Origin of the sequence: Alteromonas sp. 009811495 (genome assembly GCF_028865455.1) — a bacterium.
Taxonomy (GTDB): domain Bacteria; phylum Pseudomonadota; class Gammaproteobacteria; order Enterobacterales; family Alteromonadaceae; genus Alteromonas.
Window position 1 is genome coordinate 3804247 of record NZ_CP113972.1, and the last position, 19642, is coordinate 3823888.

Annotated in this window: 15 protein-coding genes; 5 read left to right on the top strand and 10 right to left on the bottom strand. The window is 44.2% G+C overall.

What is annotated here, in order from left to right:
- Positions 1–3 precede the first annotated feature (3 nt).
- From rplX to rnr, 7 genes are all read right to left on the bottom strand, one after another.
- Positions 4–318, bottom strand: a complete 315-nt coding sequence (gene rplX, locus OZ660_RS17100) for a 50S ribosomal protein L24 (RefSeq protein ID WP_014950912.1) — start codon at positions 316–318, stop codon at positions 4–6.
- Between the two features lie 12 nt (positions 319–330).
- Positions 331–699, bottom strand: coding sequence for a 50S ribosomal protein L14 (gene rplN / locus OZ660_RS17105; RefSeq protein WP_012519228.1), 369 nt, complete (start codon positions 697–699; stop codon positions 331–333).
- 221 nt (positions 700–920) lie between these two features.
- Positions 921–3029 carry a GAF domain-containing hybrid sensor histidine kinase/response regulator gene (locus OZ660_RS17110; RefSeq protein WP_274741754.1) on the bottom strand — a complete coding sequence of 703 codons (2109 nt, stop codon included), beginning with the start codon at positions 3027–3029 and terminating at the stop codon, positions 921–923.
- A 132-nt stretch (positions 3030–3161) separates the two neighbouring features.
- Positions 3162–4556, bottom strand: coding sequence for a DUF4397 domain-containing protein (locus OZ660_RS17115; protein ID WP_274741755.1), 1395 nt, complete (start codon positions 4554–4556; stop codon positions 3162–3164).
- 254 nt (positions 4557–4810) lie between these two features.
- The gene (locus tag OZ660_RS17120; RefSeq protein WP_159627419.1) at positions 4811–6478 is read right to left on the bottom strand and encodes a S8 family serine peptidase; all 1668 of its coding nucleotides are present in this window, start codon (positions 6476–6478) and stop codon (positions 4811–4813) included.
- Positions 6479–7086: 608 nt separating this feature from the next.
- On the bottom strand, positions 7087–7827 hold the full coding sequence (rlmB, locus tag OZ660_RS17125; protein WP_159627421.1) for a 23S rRNA (guanosine(2251)-2'-O)-methyltransferase RlmB: 741 nt from the start codon (positions 7825–7827) through the stop codon (positions 7087–7089).
- The gene (rnr, locus tag OZ660_RS17130; protein WP_274741759.1) at positions 7828–10194 is read right to left on the bottom strand and encodes a ribonuclease R; all 2367 of its coding nucleotides are present in this window, start codon (positions 10192–10194) and stop codon (positions 7828–7830) included.
- 328 nt (positions 10195–10522) lie between these two features.
- Between rnr and OZ660_RS17135 the strand changes: the two genes are divergently transcribed.
- Entirely contained in the window at positions 10523–12199 is a 1677-nt protein-coding gene (locus OZ660_RS17135) for an alkaline phosphatase D family protein (protein ID WP_274741760.1), read from the top strand.
- A gap of 121 nt (positions 12200–12320) precedes the next feature.
- On the opposite strand, the gene OZ660_RS17140 is transcribed toward OZ660_RS17135, so the two are convergent.
- Positions 12321–14663, bottom strand: coding sequence for a TonB-dependent receptor (locus tag OZ660_RS17140; RefSeq protein WP_274741761.1), 2343 nt, complete (start codon positions 14661–14663; stop codon positions 12321–12323).
- A 246-nt stretch (positions 14664–14909) separates the two neighbouring features.
- Here OZ660_RS17140 and OZ660_RS17145 point away from each other — a divergent pair, with 246 nt between their 5' ends.
- Positions 14910–15194, top strand: coding sequence for a PepSY domain-containing protein (locus OZ660_RS17145; protein ID WP_202262601.1), 285 nt, complete (start codon positions 14910–14912; stop codon positions 15192–15194).
- A 139-nt stretch (positions 15195–15333) separates the two neighbouring features.
- A complete protein-coding gene (locus OZ660_RS17150; RefSeq protein ID WP_274741763.1) occupies positions 15334–15873 on the top strand; it encodes a cytochrome b/b6 domain-containing protein in 540 nt (179 codons plus the stop codon).
- A gap of 20 nt (positions 15874–15893) precedes the next feature.
- On the opposite strand, the gene OZ660_RS17155 is transcribed toward OZ660_RS17150, so the two are convergent.
- Positions 15894–16556 (bottom strand): tetratricopeptide repeat protein, encoded by a 663-nt coding sequence (locus tag OZ660_RS17155; RefSeq protein WP_446698942.1) that lies wholly within the window; start codon positions 16554–16556, stop codon positions 15894–15896.
- Between the two features lie 226 nt (positions 16557–16782).
- On the bottom strand, positions 16783–17034 hold the full coding sequence (locus OZ660_RS17160; protein WP_159627433.1) for a TIGR02647 family protein: 252 nt from the start codon (positions 17032–17034) through the stop codon (positions 16783–16785).
- Between the two features lie 235 nt (positions 17035–17269).
- Here OZ660_RS17160 and ubiD point away from each other — a divergent pair, with 235 nt between their 5' ends.
- Together ubiD and fre are read left to right on the top strand one after the other, a co-directional pair.
- Entirely contained in the window at positions 17270–18736 is a 1467-nt protein-coding gene (gene ubiD, locus OZ660_RS17165; protein WP_274741764.1) for a 4-hydroxy-3-polyprenylbenzoate decarboxylase, read from the top strand.
- Positions 18737–18843: 107 nt separating this feature from the next.
- The gene (gene fre, locus OZ660_RS17170; protein ID WP_274741765.1) at positions 18844–19539 is read left to right on the top strand and encodes an NAD(P)H-flavin reductase; all 696 of its coding nucleotides are present in this window, start codon (positions 18844–18846) and stop codon (positions 19537–19539) included.
- The last annotated feature ends 103 nt before the right edge of the window (positions 19540–19642 follow it).

Here is a 19642-nt window from a genome sequence, read left to right on the forward strand (position 1 = left end):
TAATTAAACAAGTTCGCCGTTAGACTTGAAGAAACGTACTTTCTTCTCATCTTCGAAACGGAAACCAACGCGATCTGCTTTGCCCGTTGCCGGGTTAACAATCGCAACATTAGAAACGTGAATAGAAGCTTCTTTCTCAACAATGCCACCAGCTACGCCCAGTTGTGGGTTTGGCTTAGTGTGCTTCTTGACAAGATTTACACCTTCTACAATTACACGGTTATCAGCAATAAGCACTTTAAGGACTTTGCCTTGTTTGCCTTTGTCTTTACCCGCTAATACGACTACTTCATCATCACGACGAATTTTATTAGCCATTATCGTGACTCCTTATAGTACCTCTGGGGCCAATGAGATGATTTTCATGAAGTTTTCACTTCTCAACTCACGGGTAACCGGGCCAAAGATACGCGTACCAATTGGTTGCTTGTTTGCATTAAGCATAACAGCCGCGTTACCGTCAAAACGGATGGTAGAACCATCTGCACGACGAACGCCTTTTCTAGTACGCACCACCACTGCGTTCAGTACGTCACCTTTTTTAACTTTACCGCGAGGAATTGCTTCCTTAACAGTAACTTTGATGATGTCACCGATACCTGCATAACGGCGATGCGAGCCACCAAGAACCTTAATACACTGAACCCTGCGAGCGCCGCTGTTGTCTGCAACGTCCAGGTTAGTTTGCATTTGGATCATGTTAGTGCTCCGCTCTTAAAATTAAGACTCTCCCGAGTCGTTAGTGCTGCTAAAAACAACTGGATATCGTTGCTTTTATGTACATACCCCCATAAAAAGGGCGCGAAATAATAACAGAAAACTTTTTGAAGTGATAGCGGTAAATTGAATTATTTTTAAACTATGTGACCAATAAAAAAGCCCCAACTAAAAGTCGGGGCCAATAACCACGTCACAGGTTATCAAGCAGAACTTTTTAGCGCGTTTTCTGTTGATTCAATGTGTCTACTTAGGTGCTTATAAATACACGATTTTAACCGACTCGCTCCAACAGGTTTTGATATGAAGTCATCCATGCCAGAATTCAAGCATTTTTCTTTATCGCCGACTAATGCATTTGCCGTTAACGCCAATATTGGTATCTCCTGCGCTTCACCACCTAGTTTTCGTATTCGGCGTGTCGCCTCTAGTCCATCCATAACCGGCATATTGCAGTCCATTAATATAATGCTGTAGGCGCTTTTTCTGTCCAACGAATGCTTTACCTTTTCTAGCGCTTCACTACCGTTACAAGCAAATTCGGTTTTAATCCCTACTTCTTTCATTTGTTCTTTAATGACAAGTTGATTTATCTCGTTATCCTCAACAACTAAGGCTTTAAATTGTGTTAAGTCACCAACGATGGCATCGATAGCAATAGCGTCACTTTCTTCATTTGTACTTACGTCTGAGGTCATTGCATCCTTAAGTAGCACGTCCACAGTGAAGGTACTTCCTTGACCAATTTCGCTTTGAATGGTGATATCGCCCTGATAGTAGCTTACGATTTGTTTAACGATTGCTAACCCAAGCCCTGTACCGCCAAAGCGTTTGTGCGTAGAGCTTTCAGCCTGAACAAAGGGCGAAAAAATTAGCGATTGCTGGTATTCACTGATACCAATGCCTGTATCTGCGACAATAATTTTTACTTTAAATTGTCCTTCACCGTAATGAACACACCGAGCGTCGAGTTTTATTTCACCACTTTCGGTAAATTTTATGGCGTTGTTGAGAAGGTTAATGATCACCTGACTCGCTCTTAACTTATCCACCATAAAGCGTTTCCCATGAAGCGCTCTGGTATTAACGTGTAATGCTAACGATTTGCGCTCTGCCAGACGCTTGAACATCGGGACTTGCTCATCAATAACACATGATAAATCCGTGGGTTCGTTTTCAAATGGCATATTGCCCGAGTCAATTTTTGAAAAATCGAGGATGTCGTTTACTATGCCCAATAGTGAATCGGCACTCTTTGTGGCCACCTCAGTGTATTCTAGTTGTTTTGTACTTAGCGCAGTGGAGGCGAGCGCCTCTAACATGCCCTGAACTCCGTGAATGGGCGTACGAATTTCGTGACTCATATTCGCTAAGAATTCGCTGCGCGCTTTCAGTGCCTGCTCTGCAATATCGCTTTTTCTTTTGAGTGCGGCTTTATCGAGGTATTGTTGCGTAATATCCATAGTCGCGCCGATAATTTTAAGACAGCGTCCCTCTTGCATGACTGGATGCGCACGGCTCTCCAGCCACTTATGTTCCCCTTGATCCGTTATTATTTGAAACTGATAAGTGAAATCTTCACCTGATTTGATAGTCCGCTTAAACCTATCTACATAGATTTTTTGCTCTTCAGGATCTTGAATGAGGCCTATTACATAGTCTGGTGTGACTACTTTATCACTATTGACATGAAGCATTTTTTTCAGTGATTCAGACCAAACCAGGGTATACGAGACAACGTTTAGTTCCCACGTTCCAACACCTGCCAAATTAGTGATTTGTTGCAGCAGTGAATTTCTCTCTTCTAATACAACTTTTTGCACTTTAAGTTTATTAATCACCTGTTGCTTCTCAAGCTCATTGCCTATCCATGAGGCAAGTAGCAATAGATAATCTAACTCTATATCGCTAAACGGCCTTTCTCTTGCCGAAAGAGAAGAGAAATTTACCGTACCAAAAAACTCCCCATTTACATTAATGGGAGAGGCTAAGTAACTTCGTAAGCTATATTGTTCAAAGCAAGGATGAGACGCCCCTGGTGATGCTTCAATATTGTGATATGCCACCACAGCGTCTGTTGCGACAACGTCAGCACAGTAGGTGTCGCAAAGCGAAAATACTGCCCCTTCGCATAAAGATTTGTCGGGTGAATGCACGGAAACAATCTGGTAGCTTTTCCCTTGGATGCTACTCACTATTCCCGTTTCTAGGCTGAGGATCCTCGCACCAATTTCAAGCAGACTATGAAGTTTGTCTTCAAACGACAAACGACAATCGTTAGATACTGTGCGAAGGTCTTGAATAACACTCATGAGGCCTATCACTCCTCGAACACCATTAAAAAAGGGCCAGACACTTACGCGCCTAGCCCTTTAAAGTTAAGTTAAATTGGCAAAGATGAAAGTTTTCCTCATTATCAATTAGTATAAAAAATCACTAAACCATTAATAAAGCACGCGAATTTCATAACCTGTAGCGGTATCAGCGGGCTCAACAGTCACAATGTAGTTTTCTTCTTCAACAAACCCAAACAATGCGGTTCTATCAAGCAGCACTTGCTCGCCATTATCATCTTCGTAAACCGCTATGACTTCGTAGTAGTCGGAAGGTAGTACCTCACTCGCGCTTTCACCAAATTCTAAGTTTTGCAGGTCGTATTCAGCGGTATCGATGGTTTCATCATTACGCACTAAGTAAAAGTCAACGTCGTCGAAATCGTTAACTAAATTGATGAAATTAACAGTTTTATCGTAGGCTTGAGGTAAGCCGCTTTCTACAAAGGTAGCAGCACCAAGCTTGTCGTCATTGTTATAAATCAGTATGGCTTTGCTCTCGCCTTGATTTAACGTGATCAATTTATTATTGAGTGAAGTAGCACTACCAGAAGGGTCTGTCACTGTTACTCTATAATCGCCATATCGAATGGCGGTAAATGAAGAAAGCTCACCAGCCGATAATGTAAAGCTCACATCTTCTTCGTCGGTATTCCCCCCAAAGCTCACTTGTAGATCTGCATCAATATTTGACGAGTTATAAATACGATATTGTGAGTCAGCTTCAACATCAGTGAGTGCCGTTACTGTTGATGAATTAAGAATAGTGTCTACAACTAAGCCTTCTTGAATAGCACCACTTACGTCGCGCAAAGTAAGAACGTATTCTGTTTCATAGATGAAGTCGATAGTCTGCGATTCAAATATGACCTCATCGCTACCCGGCTCGGTGAGATAAATTGTGTACTCGCCTTCATCAAAATAGTCACTGTCATCATCAGCATCCCAAAATACAAACTCCCCTAGGTCGCCAGCGTTTGCGCTTCCTAAGTAATTTGCAGCTTCAAATGGGTCACCTGACTCACTCATATAGAAATCGTATGACGCATTATCAGCCGTTACCGATAACGCAAACAAACGAAAATGGTCTTCTAACGTTTTTCTTTCATATTGGTAGTTAGAAAAAGACGGTGCAGCAAAATCTCCACTCATCACAATCAAGGTTTTATAACCTTCGCGAAGGTCAACGGTAATCGTATCGATAAGAACTTCTTGATCATCTGAGTCAGTACGAATGAACTCAAGTTCCAATTCACCGCTTTCTAGCGAGTACATAGACGTAGTATCACCAAATTGCGCCGAACCAAAGCTATCGCCGTCAACTTCGCGCATTTCTACGTTTGCGCCATTAGGTGATGCGTTGTAAAACTGCACGTACGCATAAGTATAATCAGAACTACTGCTATCTGAGCCGCCACAAGCGCTAAGCCCTAATAATACGATAAGCCCACATATTATTGTTCTAAAACCTACTGTCATACTCACAGATGGTGTGGATAGTTGCATAAATTGAATTTCCTTAAGGTGTTTCGAAAGACGGTTGAACGCGAAAAATTCGCGCAAGCTGCGCCGAAGTGCTTGCACAATACCGCCATATGGCCTTAAGGGAAGCGAGAGGTTCACCGCTTTACGCCATCTTTGCAAAGCTGACTTTTCTTTAAGGAATCTTTACATTTACCAATTCATAGCAACGGTTCTTCCCATTATTGAAAACAAAAAAAAGCCTGCATAAGCAGGCTTAAAAGGGAGACGTTTAATAATTACTCATACGAGTAAGATAAGGTTAATCCGCTGTAGCTTGAGTAAGCACGGATACCTATATGCCAAGTACCTGATGCTGGCGCATCAAATGTACATACTTCGTTGTTGCCATTTTGGTACGGACGACAATCATAGCTATTGGTCTCTGGTTGAGAACCAAACTTAACGTACAAGTCCGCATCGCCAGAACCACCTGATGTACTAATTGTCATTTGCGTAACACCTTCGGGAATGGTCCAAGTGTAGCGGTCCCAGTTTCTGCGCGTACCAGATAGATTGGTAAGCTGACCAGATACAGGCTCAACACCTGGCTCTGAACCGCCGCCACCACCGCCACCACCAGCACAACCATTCGTATTAAGATAGTTGTACGCATCAGCAAGTTGCATCAAGCCATAGCCGTAGAAGTTGTCGCGTCCAGCGCTACCCTTATCTTTCGCCGTTGCCGTTAATGCATTACGAATCTGATTATTAGAGCACTGCGGGAAATAACTCCATACTAATGCTGCACCACCTGCTACGTGTGGCGTTGCCATCGATGTACCACTTAGCGATGCGTAGGTATTAGTTGGGTAAGTTGACTGTACTGCGCTACCTGGCGCCGCAATTTCAACTTGGTTGTTGTATTGGCTGTAGCTTGCACGATTCTCATTTGAATCTACCGCTGCCACTGACATTACCGCATCATATGAAGCAGGATATGACTTAGCACTGTTGCCGTCATTACCTGCAGCGGCAACAAGTAACATGCCTGCATCAGTAAAGCTCTGCATCGCATTTTGCTCTGCTGTTGATGCACTACCACCACCTAAGCTCATGTTTACCACGTTTGAGCCAGCAGACTGACACTGTGTAATCGCATCGATTAGGTCTGACGCATATGTCCATTGACCGTTGTCGTTAAAGATTTTAACAATATGCATATCAACACCAGGGTATACACCTACTACCCCTTCGTTGTTGTCATAGGCAGCGATAGTGCCAGCCACGTGAGTACCATGACCATTACCATCGTTGTACCAGTTACCTACTGCACTGTTGTTTGCTTGACCTGTTACGCCATCGTTAGTACCCGGTAAATCTGGGTGGCCTAAGTTGTAACCAGTATCAATGATACACACTTTGCGTGCTTGAGTGTCAGACTGGCCAAACTGGTTTGCTTGTACCATTGTGTAACCGTAAGGCGTAGATTGCGCCATTGGTTTACGACGTACATCAACCTCGATACTTTCAATGTTGGGGTTTTTGCGAAGCTTGTTAAGCGCAGCTTTAGACATCGTTGCAGCGACCATCTTATGCTGTTTAAGCTCTTTCTTAATATTACCGCCCGCTTTGCGAACTTCTGAACGCGCCGTGACAATGTCGAAAGGACGTTTTTCCTTTCCTTTTGCTTTAGCGCTTGCCATGTTGCCTTTTTCAACAGACATTGTTGCGTACTCGCTTGTCATCTCGTCTTTGAACTTAATGATATAGCGTTCTTGCTCAACTACTTGGTCAATGCCTAATGTCAGGCGCTTACCCAAAGCAGTTTGTAGGTTTTGTGGTTTCTCTTTCACTTTGACAAGCCCTTCGCTTGCCGCCATTGCAGAGTTACCTGTTAAGCCAAGTGATACAGCTAATGCAGCTGCCGTTATACATGTGTGTTTCTTATTTAACTTAGAGTTCAATTTTATTTCCTGTTTATCTGTCTTGTTGTGTTTCTGTACTGTTTTTATTTTCCGTACTTTAGAAACGCTTTTATTATTTGATGACATACAGGTGTTACCGTTACCTCATACGAAATGCTCATCCATGACTACCGACGCAACTGCGTTGCAACGACGTACCCGCGTGTCGAGTAAATGTGAAGTTGCACATTAGGCAACTACACACAACGCCCATATTAGCCAGCTAATCAACACCTTACGTATATTGCCTTAACCCTGGTTTGCGCTTTTTATACTTAAAAAAAAGCGCTTAAAAGCAACGTTCAGTATCGAAACCACATAAGCTCTGCGTTACGAGCACATTCATAGTAGGAATAAACTTTCATAATTAACATTAATTCAACAAGAACAAATGTAACAAAATATTAAGAAGTGATAAGATTTACTTAAATATCGGGACTTGGCAGCGAAAATAAATACATAAAGCACAACATCGTCGCCATTTTGCAACAACTTGCAAAAGCGAAAACAGATTTTAGACAAGAATATTAAGAAAAACTAAAGAGGCGTAAGAAATTAAGGAAAGTAAGAGAAATGAGGAGATGTGTCGCTAAACGCAAACGCGCGGATCAAAGTCCGCGCTGTCTAACGATTTCGTACAAGCATACACCGGTAGCAACAGACACGTTTAAACTTGTTACGCTGCCGGCCATGGGCAATTTAACGAGTTCATCGCACGTTTCTTTGGTTAATCTGCGCATGCCTTTGCCTTCTGCACCCATGACGAGAGCAGTTGGGCCTTTAAGATCGACGTCATACAAGGTCTTATCTGTTTCCCCTGCCGTACCGACAACCCATAATCCCTTCTCTTGAAGGTGCTTAAGCGTTCTAGATAAGTTGGTGATTTGAATGAGCGGTACCACTTCTGCCGCTCCGCACGCCACTTTTCTAACTGTACCATTGAGACTGGCTGACTTATCCTTTGGCACAACCACAGCGTGAACACCAGCACCGTCGGCTGTGCGCAAACATGCACCTAAGTTGTGAGGATCGGTGATGCCATCCAGCACAAGAATTAATGGCTGAGATTCACGCGCTAAAATTGTATCGAGATCAGCTTCGTCTAATACGCGAGCAGGCTTTGCGCGAGCAACCACACCTTGATGCTGTTCACCATTAACCTTATCGTCGAGTGCCTTTCGTTGGCAAAACTGAACAGAAATACCGAAACGGCGGGCTTGGTTAACAATTGTCGTCAAGCGCTCATCGTTGCGCCCTTTCAACACCAATACTTCCATTACACGCTCGGGCTCTTTCTCTAGAACCGACTGCATAGCATGTAAACCGTATAACCATTCTTGCTGCGCCATTTAACGCTTACCTCTTTTATTTAGCTTTAATGTTTTGCCACTTTTTCCAGTGCTTTTACCAGATGATCGGGCGCCCGACGATTTTGACGCGCCGCCTTTGCCTTTTGGCGCCTCACTGTGGTATCGCTTACCTTTGCTTGATGCTTTCTTGGCAGACTTCACTTTTACTTTCTTACCGCCAGCGCCGCGCAGCATAGACTTATCGAGCAATAAATCAATCTTTCTCTCATCAAGGTTAACCGCAGCCACTTTCACTTCTACCGTATCACCCAACCTGAATTGGCGATGACCCGACTCTCCTACCAATGCTTGTTTCACATCGTCATAGTGGTAGAAATCATCGTCTAACGAGGTAATGTGCACTAAGCCATCAATATGGTATTCGGTTAAACGGATAAACAAGCCAAAGTTGGTGACTGAACTAACAACGCCTTCAAAGGTATCGCCGACGTGGTCGAGCATAAACTCGCATTTGAGCCAGTCTGCAACATCGCGGGTAGCGTCGTCAGCACGACGCTCTGTCATCGAGCATTGCTCTCCCAGCTGCTCAATTTCATCAATAGTGTAGTTTTTCGCACCACTTACCGCTTTTTTCCCTTGTTGTTTAGCAATGATGCCTTTTAAGGCGCGATGCACAACAAGGTCAGGGTAACGGCGAATAGGCGAGGTGAAATGCGCATACGCTTCAAGCGCTAAGCCAAAGTGACCGACATTGTCGCCGTCATAAATGGCTTGTTTCATAGAGCGAAGCAACATAGTTTGAATGAGCTCTTCGTCTACGCGTCCGCGCGTTTTAAGTACCACATCGGTAAAGGCGGCAGGCTCTGCATCCTCAGTAATGCGATGAGGAATACCAATTTCACCCAAGTAGCTGGTAAATGCAGTCAGCCTGTCAGCATCTGGCTTGTCATGTACTCGATATAGCGCTGGGGCCTCATGCTTTTCTAGCATTAATGCCGCACTCACGTTTGCCATGATCATGCACTCTTCAATAAGCTTGTGCGCATCATTACGTACAAGCGGCACGATGTTTTCTATTTTACGTTGCGCATTGAAGACAAACTTCACTTCTTGGGTTTCAAATTCTATTGCACCACGTTTAGCACGCGCTTTTTTCAACGCTCTATACAAGTCATGTAAGTTGCGAAGGTGCGGTACATGCGCTTCATAGCGCTGATGAAGCTCTTTATCACCCTGCAAAATATTCCACACCTTAGTGTAGGTAAGGCGCGCATGAGAGTTCATTACAGCTTCATAGAACTGAAACTCGTCTAATGTGCCTTGCGCACTGATGGTCATTTCACACACCATGCACAGCCTGTCTACTTCAGGGTTCAGTGAGCAAAGACCATTTGAAAGTACTTCGGGCAACATAGGAATCACTTGGTCAGGAAAATAAACCGAGTTACCGCGTTGCTGAGCTTCGTCGTCTAATGCAGAACCAGTGCGCACGTAATGACTAACATCAGCAATAGCCACCCACAGTTGCCAGCCACCGTCATCGAGGGGTTCACAGTAAACGGCATCATCGAAATCCCGAGCATCTTCACCATCAATGGTCACGAGGGGCAACTGACGTAAGTCAATTCGCCCTTCTTTTGCTTCATCAGGTACTTGATCCGTTAAGCTTTCAATCTGTTTGGTCACACCTTTAGGCCACTGATGCGGAATATCGAAAGTGCGTAATGCCATTTCAATTTCCATCCCCGGAGCCATATGCTCACCAAGCACTTCTACGATTTTTCCCACCGGACTCATTTTGCGGCGTGGACGTTGAGTAAGTTCAACCACTACCACTTGCCCCATGCGAGCACCGTGTGTGCTTTCTGGTGGAATAACAATTTCGTGCTGTAAACGACTGTCATCAGGCACAACCATGCCAAAACCTTGCTCAACGAAGTAGCGGCCAACAATGGGTTCGCTGCGTGCTTCAATGACTTGAGTTACAAATGCTTCTTTGCGCCCACGTCGATCGGTCCCGCTAATGCGAGCTTCAACAACATCGTCGTGCATAAACAAGTTCATTTGCCCAGCACTGATAAACAAATCACCGCTTTTATCTTCAGGGCGCAAGAATCCGTAACCGTCACGATGGCCAATAATGCGGCCTTTAATCAGTTCATCACGGTTTTGAAGTATGTACTTTTTTTGCTTAGTAAACTGTACTTGCCCTTCTCGCTCCATAGCGCGAAGTCGACGCTGAATGCCAATACGGGCATCTTCATCAAAAGCGTTCACTAAATTACAGATATCAAGGAACGACAGTGGTGTGTCGTGTTCTTTTAGCAAGCTCATTAGATACTCACGGCTTGCTACCGGATTTTCGTACTTCTCTTTCTCGCGCTGATAATGCGGATCATCACTCATGTATTTATAAATTACCTTTTATTGCTTCAAAGGAAACGACAAAACACATCACGTGTTTTTCATTCCGTTTTTTACTTTGTATTTGCTGTAACCTCATCACTAAAACCTAGTTAATGTGGTCGTTTGCTGCACAGTATAACAGCATTTCGCTTAAAACACGGCGTAGTAATTACACTTGCTACCGCCCTTTTGTGTTTTACTTTTCAGCCACTACAGCGAACTGCTTACATTGACATCACCCTGTCATATAGCCAACGTATAAATTTAACCCACCCTTTTTTCTTATTTGACTGTTCAAATAAATACCATTACCAAATAAGCAGGCACTATGGATAGAAGAACGTTTATCAAATTATCATCACTCACGGGCGCTACTGTGGCAGTATCTACAGGGTTGGCAGGGTGCGTTTCTAGTACTACGTCACAAACCAATGCCGAGTTTACCCATGGCGTTGCCAGTGGCGACCCACTTCGCGACGCCGTCATTATATGGACAAGGGCTCAGCCACCATCAGCAAGCGTTAAAGCCGATATCCTGTGGGAAGTTGCTACAGATAAGGCCTTCGCCAATATAGTTGCTAGCGGTAACGTACAAGCTATGGCAAGTAGCGATTTTACCGTAAAAGTTGATGTGGCAGGTTTATCGCCAGATAGCACATACTTTTATCGCTTTATCAGTGCCAATAACACAAGTCCCATTGGCGAAACGAAAACGTTACCGTCTCAAGATGTAGATAAAGTGACATTGGGTATTTTTTCTTGTTCAAATTATCCTGCTGGTTTCTTTACGCCTTACATGGAGGCCGCCAAAAATAACAGTATCGATTATGTCTTGCATTTAGGTGACTACATCTACGAGTACGACGGTGAAGGTTATGCGACAGAACATGCAAAAGAGATTGGCCGCACTTTTGCGCCAGACAATGATACTGAGCTATTTACACTGACAGATTACCGAAAACGCTACGCTCTATATCGTACCGACGAAGGCCTGCTTGCGCTTCATCAGAATAAGCCCTTTATTGTGGTTTGGGATGACCACGAGATCACCAACGACACCTATAAAGACGGAGCTGAAAACCATCAAAGTGATGAAGGCGATTTTTATGCCCGAAGAGCAGCTGCAGTTCAAGCATACTACGAATGGTTACCCATACGCCCACCGTTTGGTGCTGAGCGATTAGAAATCTATCGACAATTTACCTTTGGCTCGTTGTTCGACCTTTACATGCTAGACACGCGTGTCCTGGCTCGCGACAAGCAGCTTGAATATGCGCACTATAGAGACAGTGAAACCAAGGAATTCGACAAAGCCACTTTTATGAAAGATATCAGCGAGCCAAGTCGTGGACTTTTAGGTGATGCGCAACGAGACTGGTTAAACACTGCGATGCAAAATAGCAAGGCAAAGTGGCAGGTGTTAGGGCAACAGTTGCTCATTGGTCGCATGTTGTTTCCGGTATCTATCTTTAATGGCGTTCCTCGCGAGCAAATTCCAGCTCATGTTCATACGCTGGCAAATTTGAAACGCAAACAAACGCAAGGTGAAACGCTATCTGATAAAGAGCTGTCTCTTATCAATACTGTCATGCCCTACAATTTGGATGCATGGGATGGCTATCCGGTTGAGCGGGAACGTTTACTTACTGCACTCAACAATCTCAATAAACCGGTTATCGCCTTGGCAGGTGATACACATAACGCCTGGCACAACACGCTTACGCTAGAAAACGGAACGGTTGTCGCAACAGAGCTGGCTACACCGGGTGTAACTTCTCCTGGTATGGAGCACTATTTATCGATGGACGATGAAGCGGCTACAACATTAGCAAATGACTTACCACTGCTTATTGACGATTTAGCTTATTGTAATTTGCACCAGCGCGGCTTTCTTACGCTCGAGATCACTGAAGAAAATGCGACTGCCACATGGCACTTTGTCGATGCCATATTGACGAAAGATGGCAAAATCTCAAATACCCATACCTTTGAGATTAACGCATAATGTGGTAAGCACAGTGGGGATATGTTTGTGAGTAAATAAGCCGTCACCTGTTTTATTCAGTGACGGCTTTTTTAAACACGCTTTTATACACGCTTTCTATACACGCTAATTTGGCAAACTTCTAGAATGCATAGTAAAGACGCACACCACCAATGCGCGGCATACCGCGGACGAAAGTTGGGATGCCCAATCCACCTCCCGTATTACCCGCGTCAATTACATACTCTTTATCAAATACATTGTTCACATACACTTCATACGAGAATGCACTATCGGCGTTGTTGAGTTTAATCGATACATCAGTGAGTGAATACGTGTCTTGAGACAACCCCGGATAGTTACTACTTTCAAAAAAGACTTCAGACTGGAAACTGGTCAGCCAATTCACATCATAGGTCCAGTTGCCAACGTTAAACAGTTTATTGATGTTTATCGCACCGCTTACTTCGGGCGCAAGACGAAACTTGTTGCCACCGTACTGAAAAGGCGAGCCATCAGCTGTATTCTCGGCAAACTCCGCATCAAGAAAACCCAGACTTGCAGTGAATGTTAAGGTGTCACTGTAATTATAGGTCGCCATACCTTCAATACCTGACATAGTAGAATCTCCCACTGTCACGGTAATCGACTGAAGCGTGTCTTGGTCGGTATAGCTTTGCTGATAATCACTGTACTCATAGGTGAAAATAGCACCTGAAAAAAGGAAGTTAGCACTTTGATATTTCACACCGAGATCATAGCTATCGACCATTTCAGCTTTAGTGATGGTTGTGCCCCCAGCATTTGCGTCAACAACCGGTGAACGACGACCTTTGGCATAGTTTGCATACACATTCCAGTTGTCATTCACATCATAGCTCACTGCAAAGCGGGGTAAGGTATCATCGAAATCACCCTCGCCTTCGAAGGTAAAAGGCCCACCCGGTAAAGCAAACGTATTGCGAGTGTAACGTGTTTCATCAATGTATCGCACTCCAGCCGTCACATTGATATTGTCAGTGATAAAATAAGAAAGTTCCGCAACGTAGCTTCGAATATCCAATTCAGCTTCAAAGGTAAATGGACCTTGCACCATAATAGGTGGTAAGTCAGGGTTTGAAATAGGCGTACCATCTGCATTAAACAATGACGAGACCAATACACTGCGTAACGCTTCAATATCAGACAGCGAAGCATTGGTAGCGATATTTTGGTTAAGCGGAATGTTTGAAGTCGCTTCCAGTTGCGCCTTGACTGCGTCAAACGTTCCACGTACAAACGGATCGAACATGACATAGTAAGGCAAAATTGAGTCATCTTGATTGATTGAAGCACCAATAAAGCCTGCTAGTTTGTCGCCCGAGTCATAGACCAGACGCACAGAGCCACCTTTTAATGTCGCGTCATTATCAAAATAAGCATCTTGAATTCGAAGCGCCGAACCGTCTGCATCAAACCCTTCGCTTACTTCAACATCTTTGTAAAACGCGTCTGCATGTAAACTAAGCGTTTGGTTTATATCGACGTTCGCTGTGATATCGTATGCTTGTAATGTACGCTCTATTCCTAACTCGCTTCCCAAACTAAACTCAGCAGCGCTGAATGGGCTAGTATCACCATTGTTCGGCGCAATGGAGCCTGATTTAAATGCGATACCAGGTTGATCGTTGTACTCCATCGCAGCACGCGCGATGACTTCTAGCTTATCAAAAGTAGCTTTATAGGTTGCGCGCAACGCTTGCACCGATACACCTTGCAAGTCTTCGCTATTGCACGCTTCTGCATTGCCATTATGGTTATACATATCACCAAAGCCGTAATAAGCATCTTTGCTACATGCGTTATTTTTAACAATGCCATCTATATCGCGGTAAAGGCCGGCTAGGCGAAAGCTGTGATTGTCATTCACAGGAAGGTTATACATGAACTCAAGTTCTTCACCCTGTTCGCTATTGAAACCAACTTGAACCTTGGCTTCTTCTTCGTTGGTGGGAGTGTTGGAATGAATACTGATAGCACCATTAGCAGCCGCCACACCAAATAACGTCGGTTGAGGACCTTTTAAGACTTCCACACGCGAGATATCAAATAATGCAACACTTGATACTGTCTTTTTACTGATATCGAAACCGTCTTGGTAGACAGAAATGCGCGGCGTTGCCGATACTGACGACACATCATCAGTGACGCCTCGAATATTGAACGAAGGTAGACTTACCGCTTGTTCTTGAATTTGAACATTGGGGAGTATGCGAGAGAGTTCGTCAAGTTCCATGATATTGGTGCGCTCTAAAAACTCACCACCTATTACATCCATGGTCACAGGCACATCCATAATAGACTGTTCGCGCATTTGCGCCGTTACCGTGATCTCTTCTATATAATCATTACTTTCATCTGCGCTATCTGGCGAACGAGTTTGCGCCATTGAAGAGTGGGAAAACGCGAGTAAAACTGCACTGGCGATGAGCGTGCGAGGGTACATACCTTATTCCTTTTGACGTGTGTGTTGATGTTTTTATTGAATGAGCTGTCAATAACAGCGAAGACAAAGAATGTAGTGCGGATTTAAGACGGTTCAATGACGTGAAAGTGACAAGTGAAAGGCACTTTTATGACATAATTTACATAAATATCAGCCTATTAATGGGATATATAGTTATTTGAACTAAAAGCATGGTACGCTGCGTATTACAGCTGTTTAATCAATACCATGTTGAGGGAAAGTAATATGAAAAAGGCAATTATGATGACTATGGCGGTTGGTGCTGCAACACTATTAAGTGCATGCAGTGCAGAACACGGTACTACTCAGTGCACAACAGCGCCACAGTCAGAATGGCAAAATCAGGATATGTTCCAAGCAAAATTGCTTGCTCAAGGTTACAAAATTAATGAATTCAAAGTAACTGGCGGTAACTGCTACGAAATCTATGGTTTTGATAAAGACGAAAACAAAGTTGAAATTTATTTCAACCCCGTTGATGGCAGTGTAGTGAAAGAAGAGCGTCACTAATTATCACTTTAAGTATTGATATGCGCTATTAACGCGCAATAAATACAATGCACTAAAAAAAACGCCACGATTATTGAAGTGGCGTTTTTTGTTTGTGTATGCTTATTCCACCTGCGCACGACTAACTCTACTATTACCGATGAAAACTATAACGAACAATGACATTTATATTTGGGATCCCTTAGTGCGCTTGTGTCATTGGGGTTTAGTCGCTGCGTTTGTTATCAATTATTTTATTGTCGAGCCGGGCAGGCTTATCCACGAAATAGCAGGCTATTGTGCACTTGCCCTCATTGTCGTGCGTATTTTTTGGGGCTTTAAAGCAAGTGCGTCTTCGTTTGCTAGCTTTAAGACTGTCAAATTAACACGCCAATCGTTTAAGACTCACATCACACAGCTTAACGCCAACCAATTGCCTACAGCGCATGGCCATAATCCGTTTGGATGGCTCATGGTCTTTGCAGTAATTACGCTAATAGCCGGGCTGGGAGTAACCGGTTTTTTAATGGAAGAAATTGACGCATTTTTTGGCAATAGTCAGCTAGAGTGGACGCACAGCTTAATGGCAGATGCCCTGTATGGTTGTGCACTGGTTCATATTGCCGCCGTTTTTTGGACACAACACAAAGGTCGCATCCAACTTCTTCGTCCTATGCTTACGGGTAAGCGCAAGCGGTAAAAGGCGCGTAGAATTCGCTGTTAACTATCTAATGGGCGTTTAGCTTCACGAACCGCTTTGGGGTGCATTAACTTTTCTAAGCGAGCCAAATAAGATGCAATTTGTTGATGCTGCGTTTTATCGTCAGTCACAGAGTTGTATAGCCAATGATAAGCATCTTCATAATCGTAAGGGCTGCCATAGCCTTCTAAAAACAGTTCAACTAAGCGAATTTGTGCCTTTAAGTTTTTAAGTGCTGCGGCTTCGCGCAAATACACCACGGCACGAGATTTGTCTTGCTGAACTAAGGTCCCTTTAGCATAGTAACGCCCCAGTTGTTCAAGTGCTGCGGGCAAGCCCTGATTCGCTGCATCTTCCATATAGCCGATGCCTCGAGAAGGAGCGGCATCTACGCAAACTCCCCACGCCAACATGTCTCCCCACAAAAACTGGTAGGCAGGAACTTTCAGAATATCGGCTCTGGCTTCAATGTCTTGTACCAACTGGCAACGGTCTTCTACAACTTTATCAAGGTGCGTATTGGCGTTAATCATCTCGATAAGTTTGTCTTGGCTGTACAGCTGTACGGCACGCAACTCTTCTACGGTTTCCCCTTCAAGGGCAACAGCATTTGTCGCGATTACTCCCATAAGCAGTCCGGACAATAAACTCAGCGGTAATAAAGAAGGCAAATTTCGTTTCATAACTATCAAACAACACAAAGCAAGCGTAACTAGGTTATCGACAAAGTATAGAATATCTTAACCACGCTGCATGCATCTTTACATCAGTGGCGAATTAAACCAACCCGCATTGGAACCTACCCACTTAGCAGCAATAGCAGAAGGATGTGACCACAACGAAACGGAACACACGAGGCGCGCGGAATACTTATTCCAAATGAGCGCCGCGTGAAGCTCGGTTAGCGGCCTAGTGACTACTTTTTCGTGGACACAACGCTGACTGCATGTGCCTTGCATGATCGGCAACATCAATACCTAAATCGGTGAGATAGCCGCCATCTGATTGGGTAATAAGTCCCTTGGCGTAGAGTCTTGATGCAGCGTTAACCATAGTTTGGCTCGCGTCGTGATGAATTTTTAAACCTTGAAGCAGGCTATCGGTTGGAAACTTAAGTAATAGGTTTAACTCGTCGAGCATGTCCTGATCGAATATCGTCATATAACCACCTTAGGCAAAGGGTTAACAATTAGCGCACATTAGGCGTGCTACGCTATGAGAATTTTTTATCTTACTTGTTGCCACACTTCCTATATCACACCCAATTGCCTGCGCTGTAAAGCGTAATTTTTGTCTGTAAAACGTTTAATCTGGTTTTCACACCGCGAACTGATCGGAGTTTCATTCAAAATAGTATATTCTTGCCGTAATTAAAGTTTGTGGAAAAGCCAGCCCAATGAAGTACAAAGATTTACGCGACTTTATTCGCCAGTTAGAAGCAAAAGGCGAATTAGTGCGCATAAAGCAAGCCATTGATACTGACCTTGAGATGACAGAAATAGCTGATCGCACCTTGCGAGCAGGCGGTCCTGCGCTGTTATTTGAGAACCCGAAAAATCACGATATGCCTGTGTTGGCTAATTTATTTGGTACACCAGAGCGTGTTGCCATGGGCATGGGGCAAGATTCCGTTGAGTCACTTCGCGAAGTTGGCAAGTTGCTGGCCTACTTAAAAGAGCCAGAACCCCCAAAGGGCCTGAAAGATTTATGGGAGAAGCTTCCCGTATTTAAGCAGGTGCTAAATATGCCTGCCAAAGTACTCAAAAAAGCGCCCTGCCAAGAAGTAGTGCTAACGGGCGATGACGTTGACTTGTCAAAAATTCCGGTTCAGCGCTGCTGGCCGGGAGACGCAGCGCCACTTGTGACATGGGGCTTAAGTGTCACAAAAGGACCTCACAAAAAACGCCAGAATTTAGGCATTTATCGCCAGCAAGTCATCGGTAAGAATAAACTCATCATGCGCTGGTTATCACATAGAGGCGGTGCGTTAGATTTTCGCGAATGGTGCCAAACTCATCCGGGCGAACCCTACCCTGTTTCTGTTGCACTAGGTGCAGATCCTGCCACAATCCTAGGTGCTGTTACGCCTGTTCCCGATACGCTATCTGAATATGCGTTTGCAGGCTTATTGCGAGGTGATAAAACAGAGGTTGTTAAATCAATAAGCAACGATTTACAGGTACCTGCCAGCGCAGAGATTGTGCTTGAAGGTTACATTGCGCAAGATGAAACTGCCCCAGAAGGGCCATATGGCGATCACACCGGTTATTATAACGAAGTTGATGACTTCCCTGTGTTTACAGTAACCCACATTACACATCGTAAAGATCCTATTTATCACTCTACCTACACTGGTCGTCCACCGGATGAGCCTGCCATTTTAGGCGTGGCGCTAAACGAAGTGTTTGTGCCCATCTTGCAAAAGCAGTTCCCAGAAATTGTAGACTTTTATCTACCGCCTGAAGGTTGCTCGTACCGCATGGCGGTTGTTACTATGAAAAAACAATATCCGGGGCATGCCAAGCGCGTCATGATGGGTGTATGGTCATTTTTGCGACAGTTTATGTATACCAAGTTTGTCATAGTGTGCGACGACGATGTCAATGCGCGTGATTGGAATGATGTTATTTGGGCAATTACGACGCGTATGGATCCTGCTCGCGACACAGTAATGATTGAGAATACCCCCATCGATTATCTCGATTTTGCATCACCCGTATCTGGGCTTGGTTCGAAAATGGGTATGGATGCCACAAATAAAATGCCTGGCGAAACCGATCGCGAGTGGGGCGTACCTATCGTGATGGATGAAGACGTGAAAAAGCGGGTAGATGATATCTGGGATGAACTTGGTATTATGTAGTTCGGTATGGCGTAGAAAAGCTATAACGACAAAAAGCTACAACACAGAGCTACCACAGGCGTCACGTTAAATTATAAGCTAAGAAGTACAAGGTAAGAAGAGAATACATGTCAGAAATTAAGTGTAAGGTTGCAAGCATTACGCCTTTAACCGAAGTAGTACAAAAAGTTGAGTTAACTCCCTCTGAAACCGTGAACTTCAAGGCGGGCCAATACGCTATGATTGTAATGGGTGAAAAGGATATGCGTCCTTTTTCCATTGCTAATGCGGCTTATGACAACAACCGCATCGAACTACATATTGGTGCAGAGCCAGGCAATAGCTATGCGGGTGATGTGCTAGCACGCATGAAGGAAGAGGGCGAAGTATCTGTTGTGGTGGGTAATGGCGATGCATTTTTGCAAAGCAACGGCTTACCTATGGTACTAATTGCAGGTGGCACGGGCTTTTCTTACACCTACTCTATTTTGCAAGAGCACCTAAATAGCGGCGATAAAACACCAGTCACATTGTATTGGGGTGCAAAGCACGCACACGACCTTTATTTGGCTGACGAACTCACTGCATTAGCTGCGGCCAACCCACATTTTACTTTTGTTCCTGTTGTAGAATTTGCAAATGACGATTGGAAAGGCCGCACTGGTTGGGTACATCACGCAGTAATGGCCGACCATACAAACTTCGAGAGTGTCCAAGTTTATGTTGCCGGACGTTTTGAAATGGCAAAAGTAGTACGCGACGACTTTACTCAGCGCGGTCTCAAAGTAGAAAACTTATTTGGTGATGCATTCGCATTTATTTAACAGCACACCTTATTGTTAAAAGCCGGCGTCCTGCCGGTTTTTTTGTTTTGTATTGCGATAACTAACTTATTCACACGTTTACTCTAATTGTTCGTTTTCACCG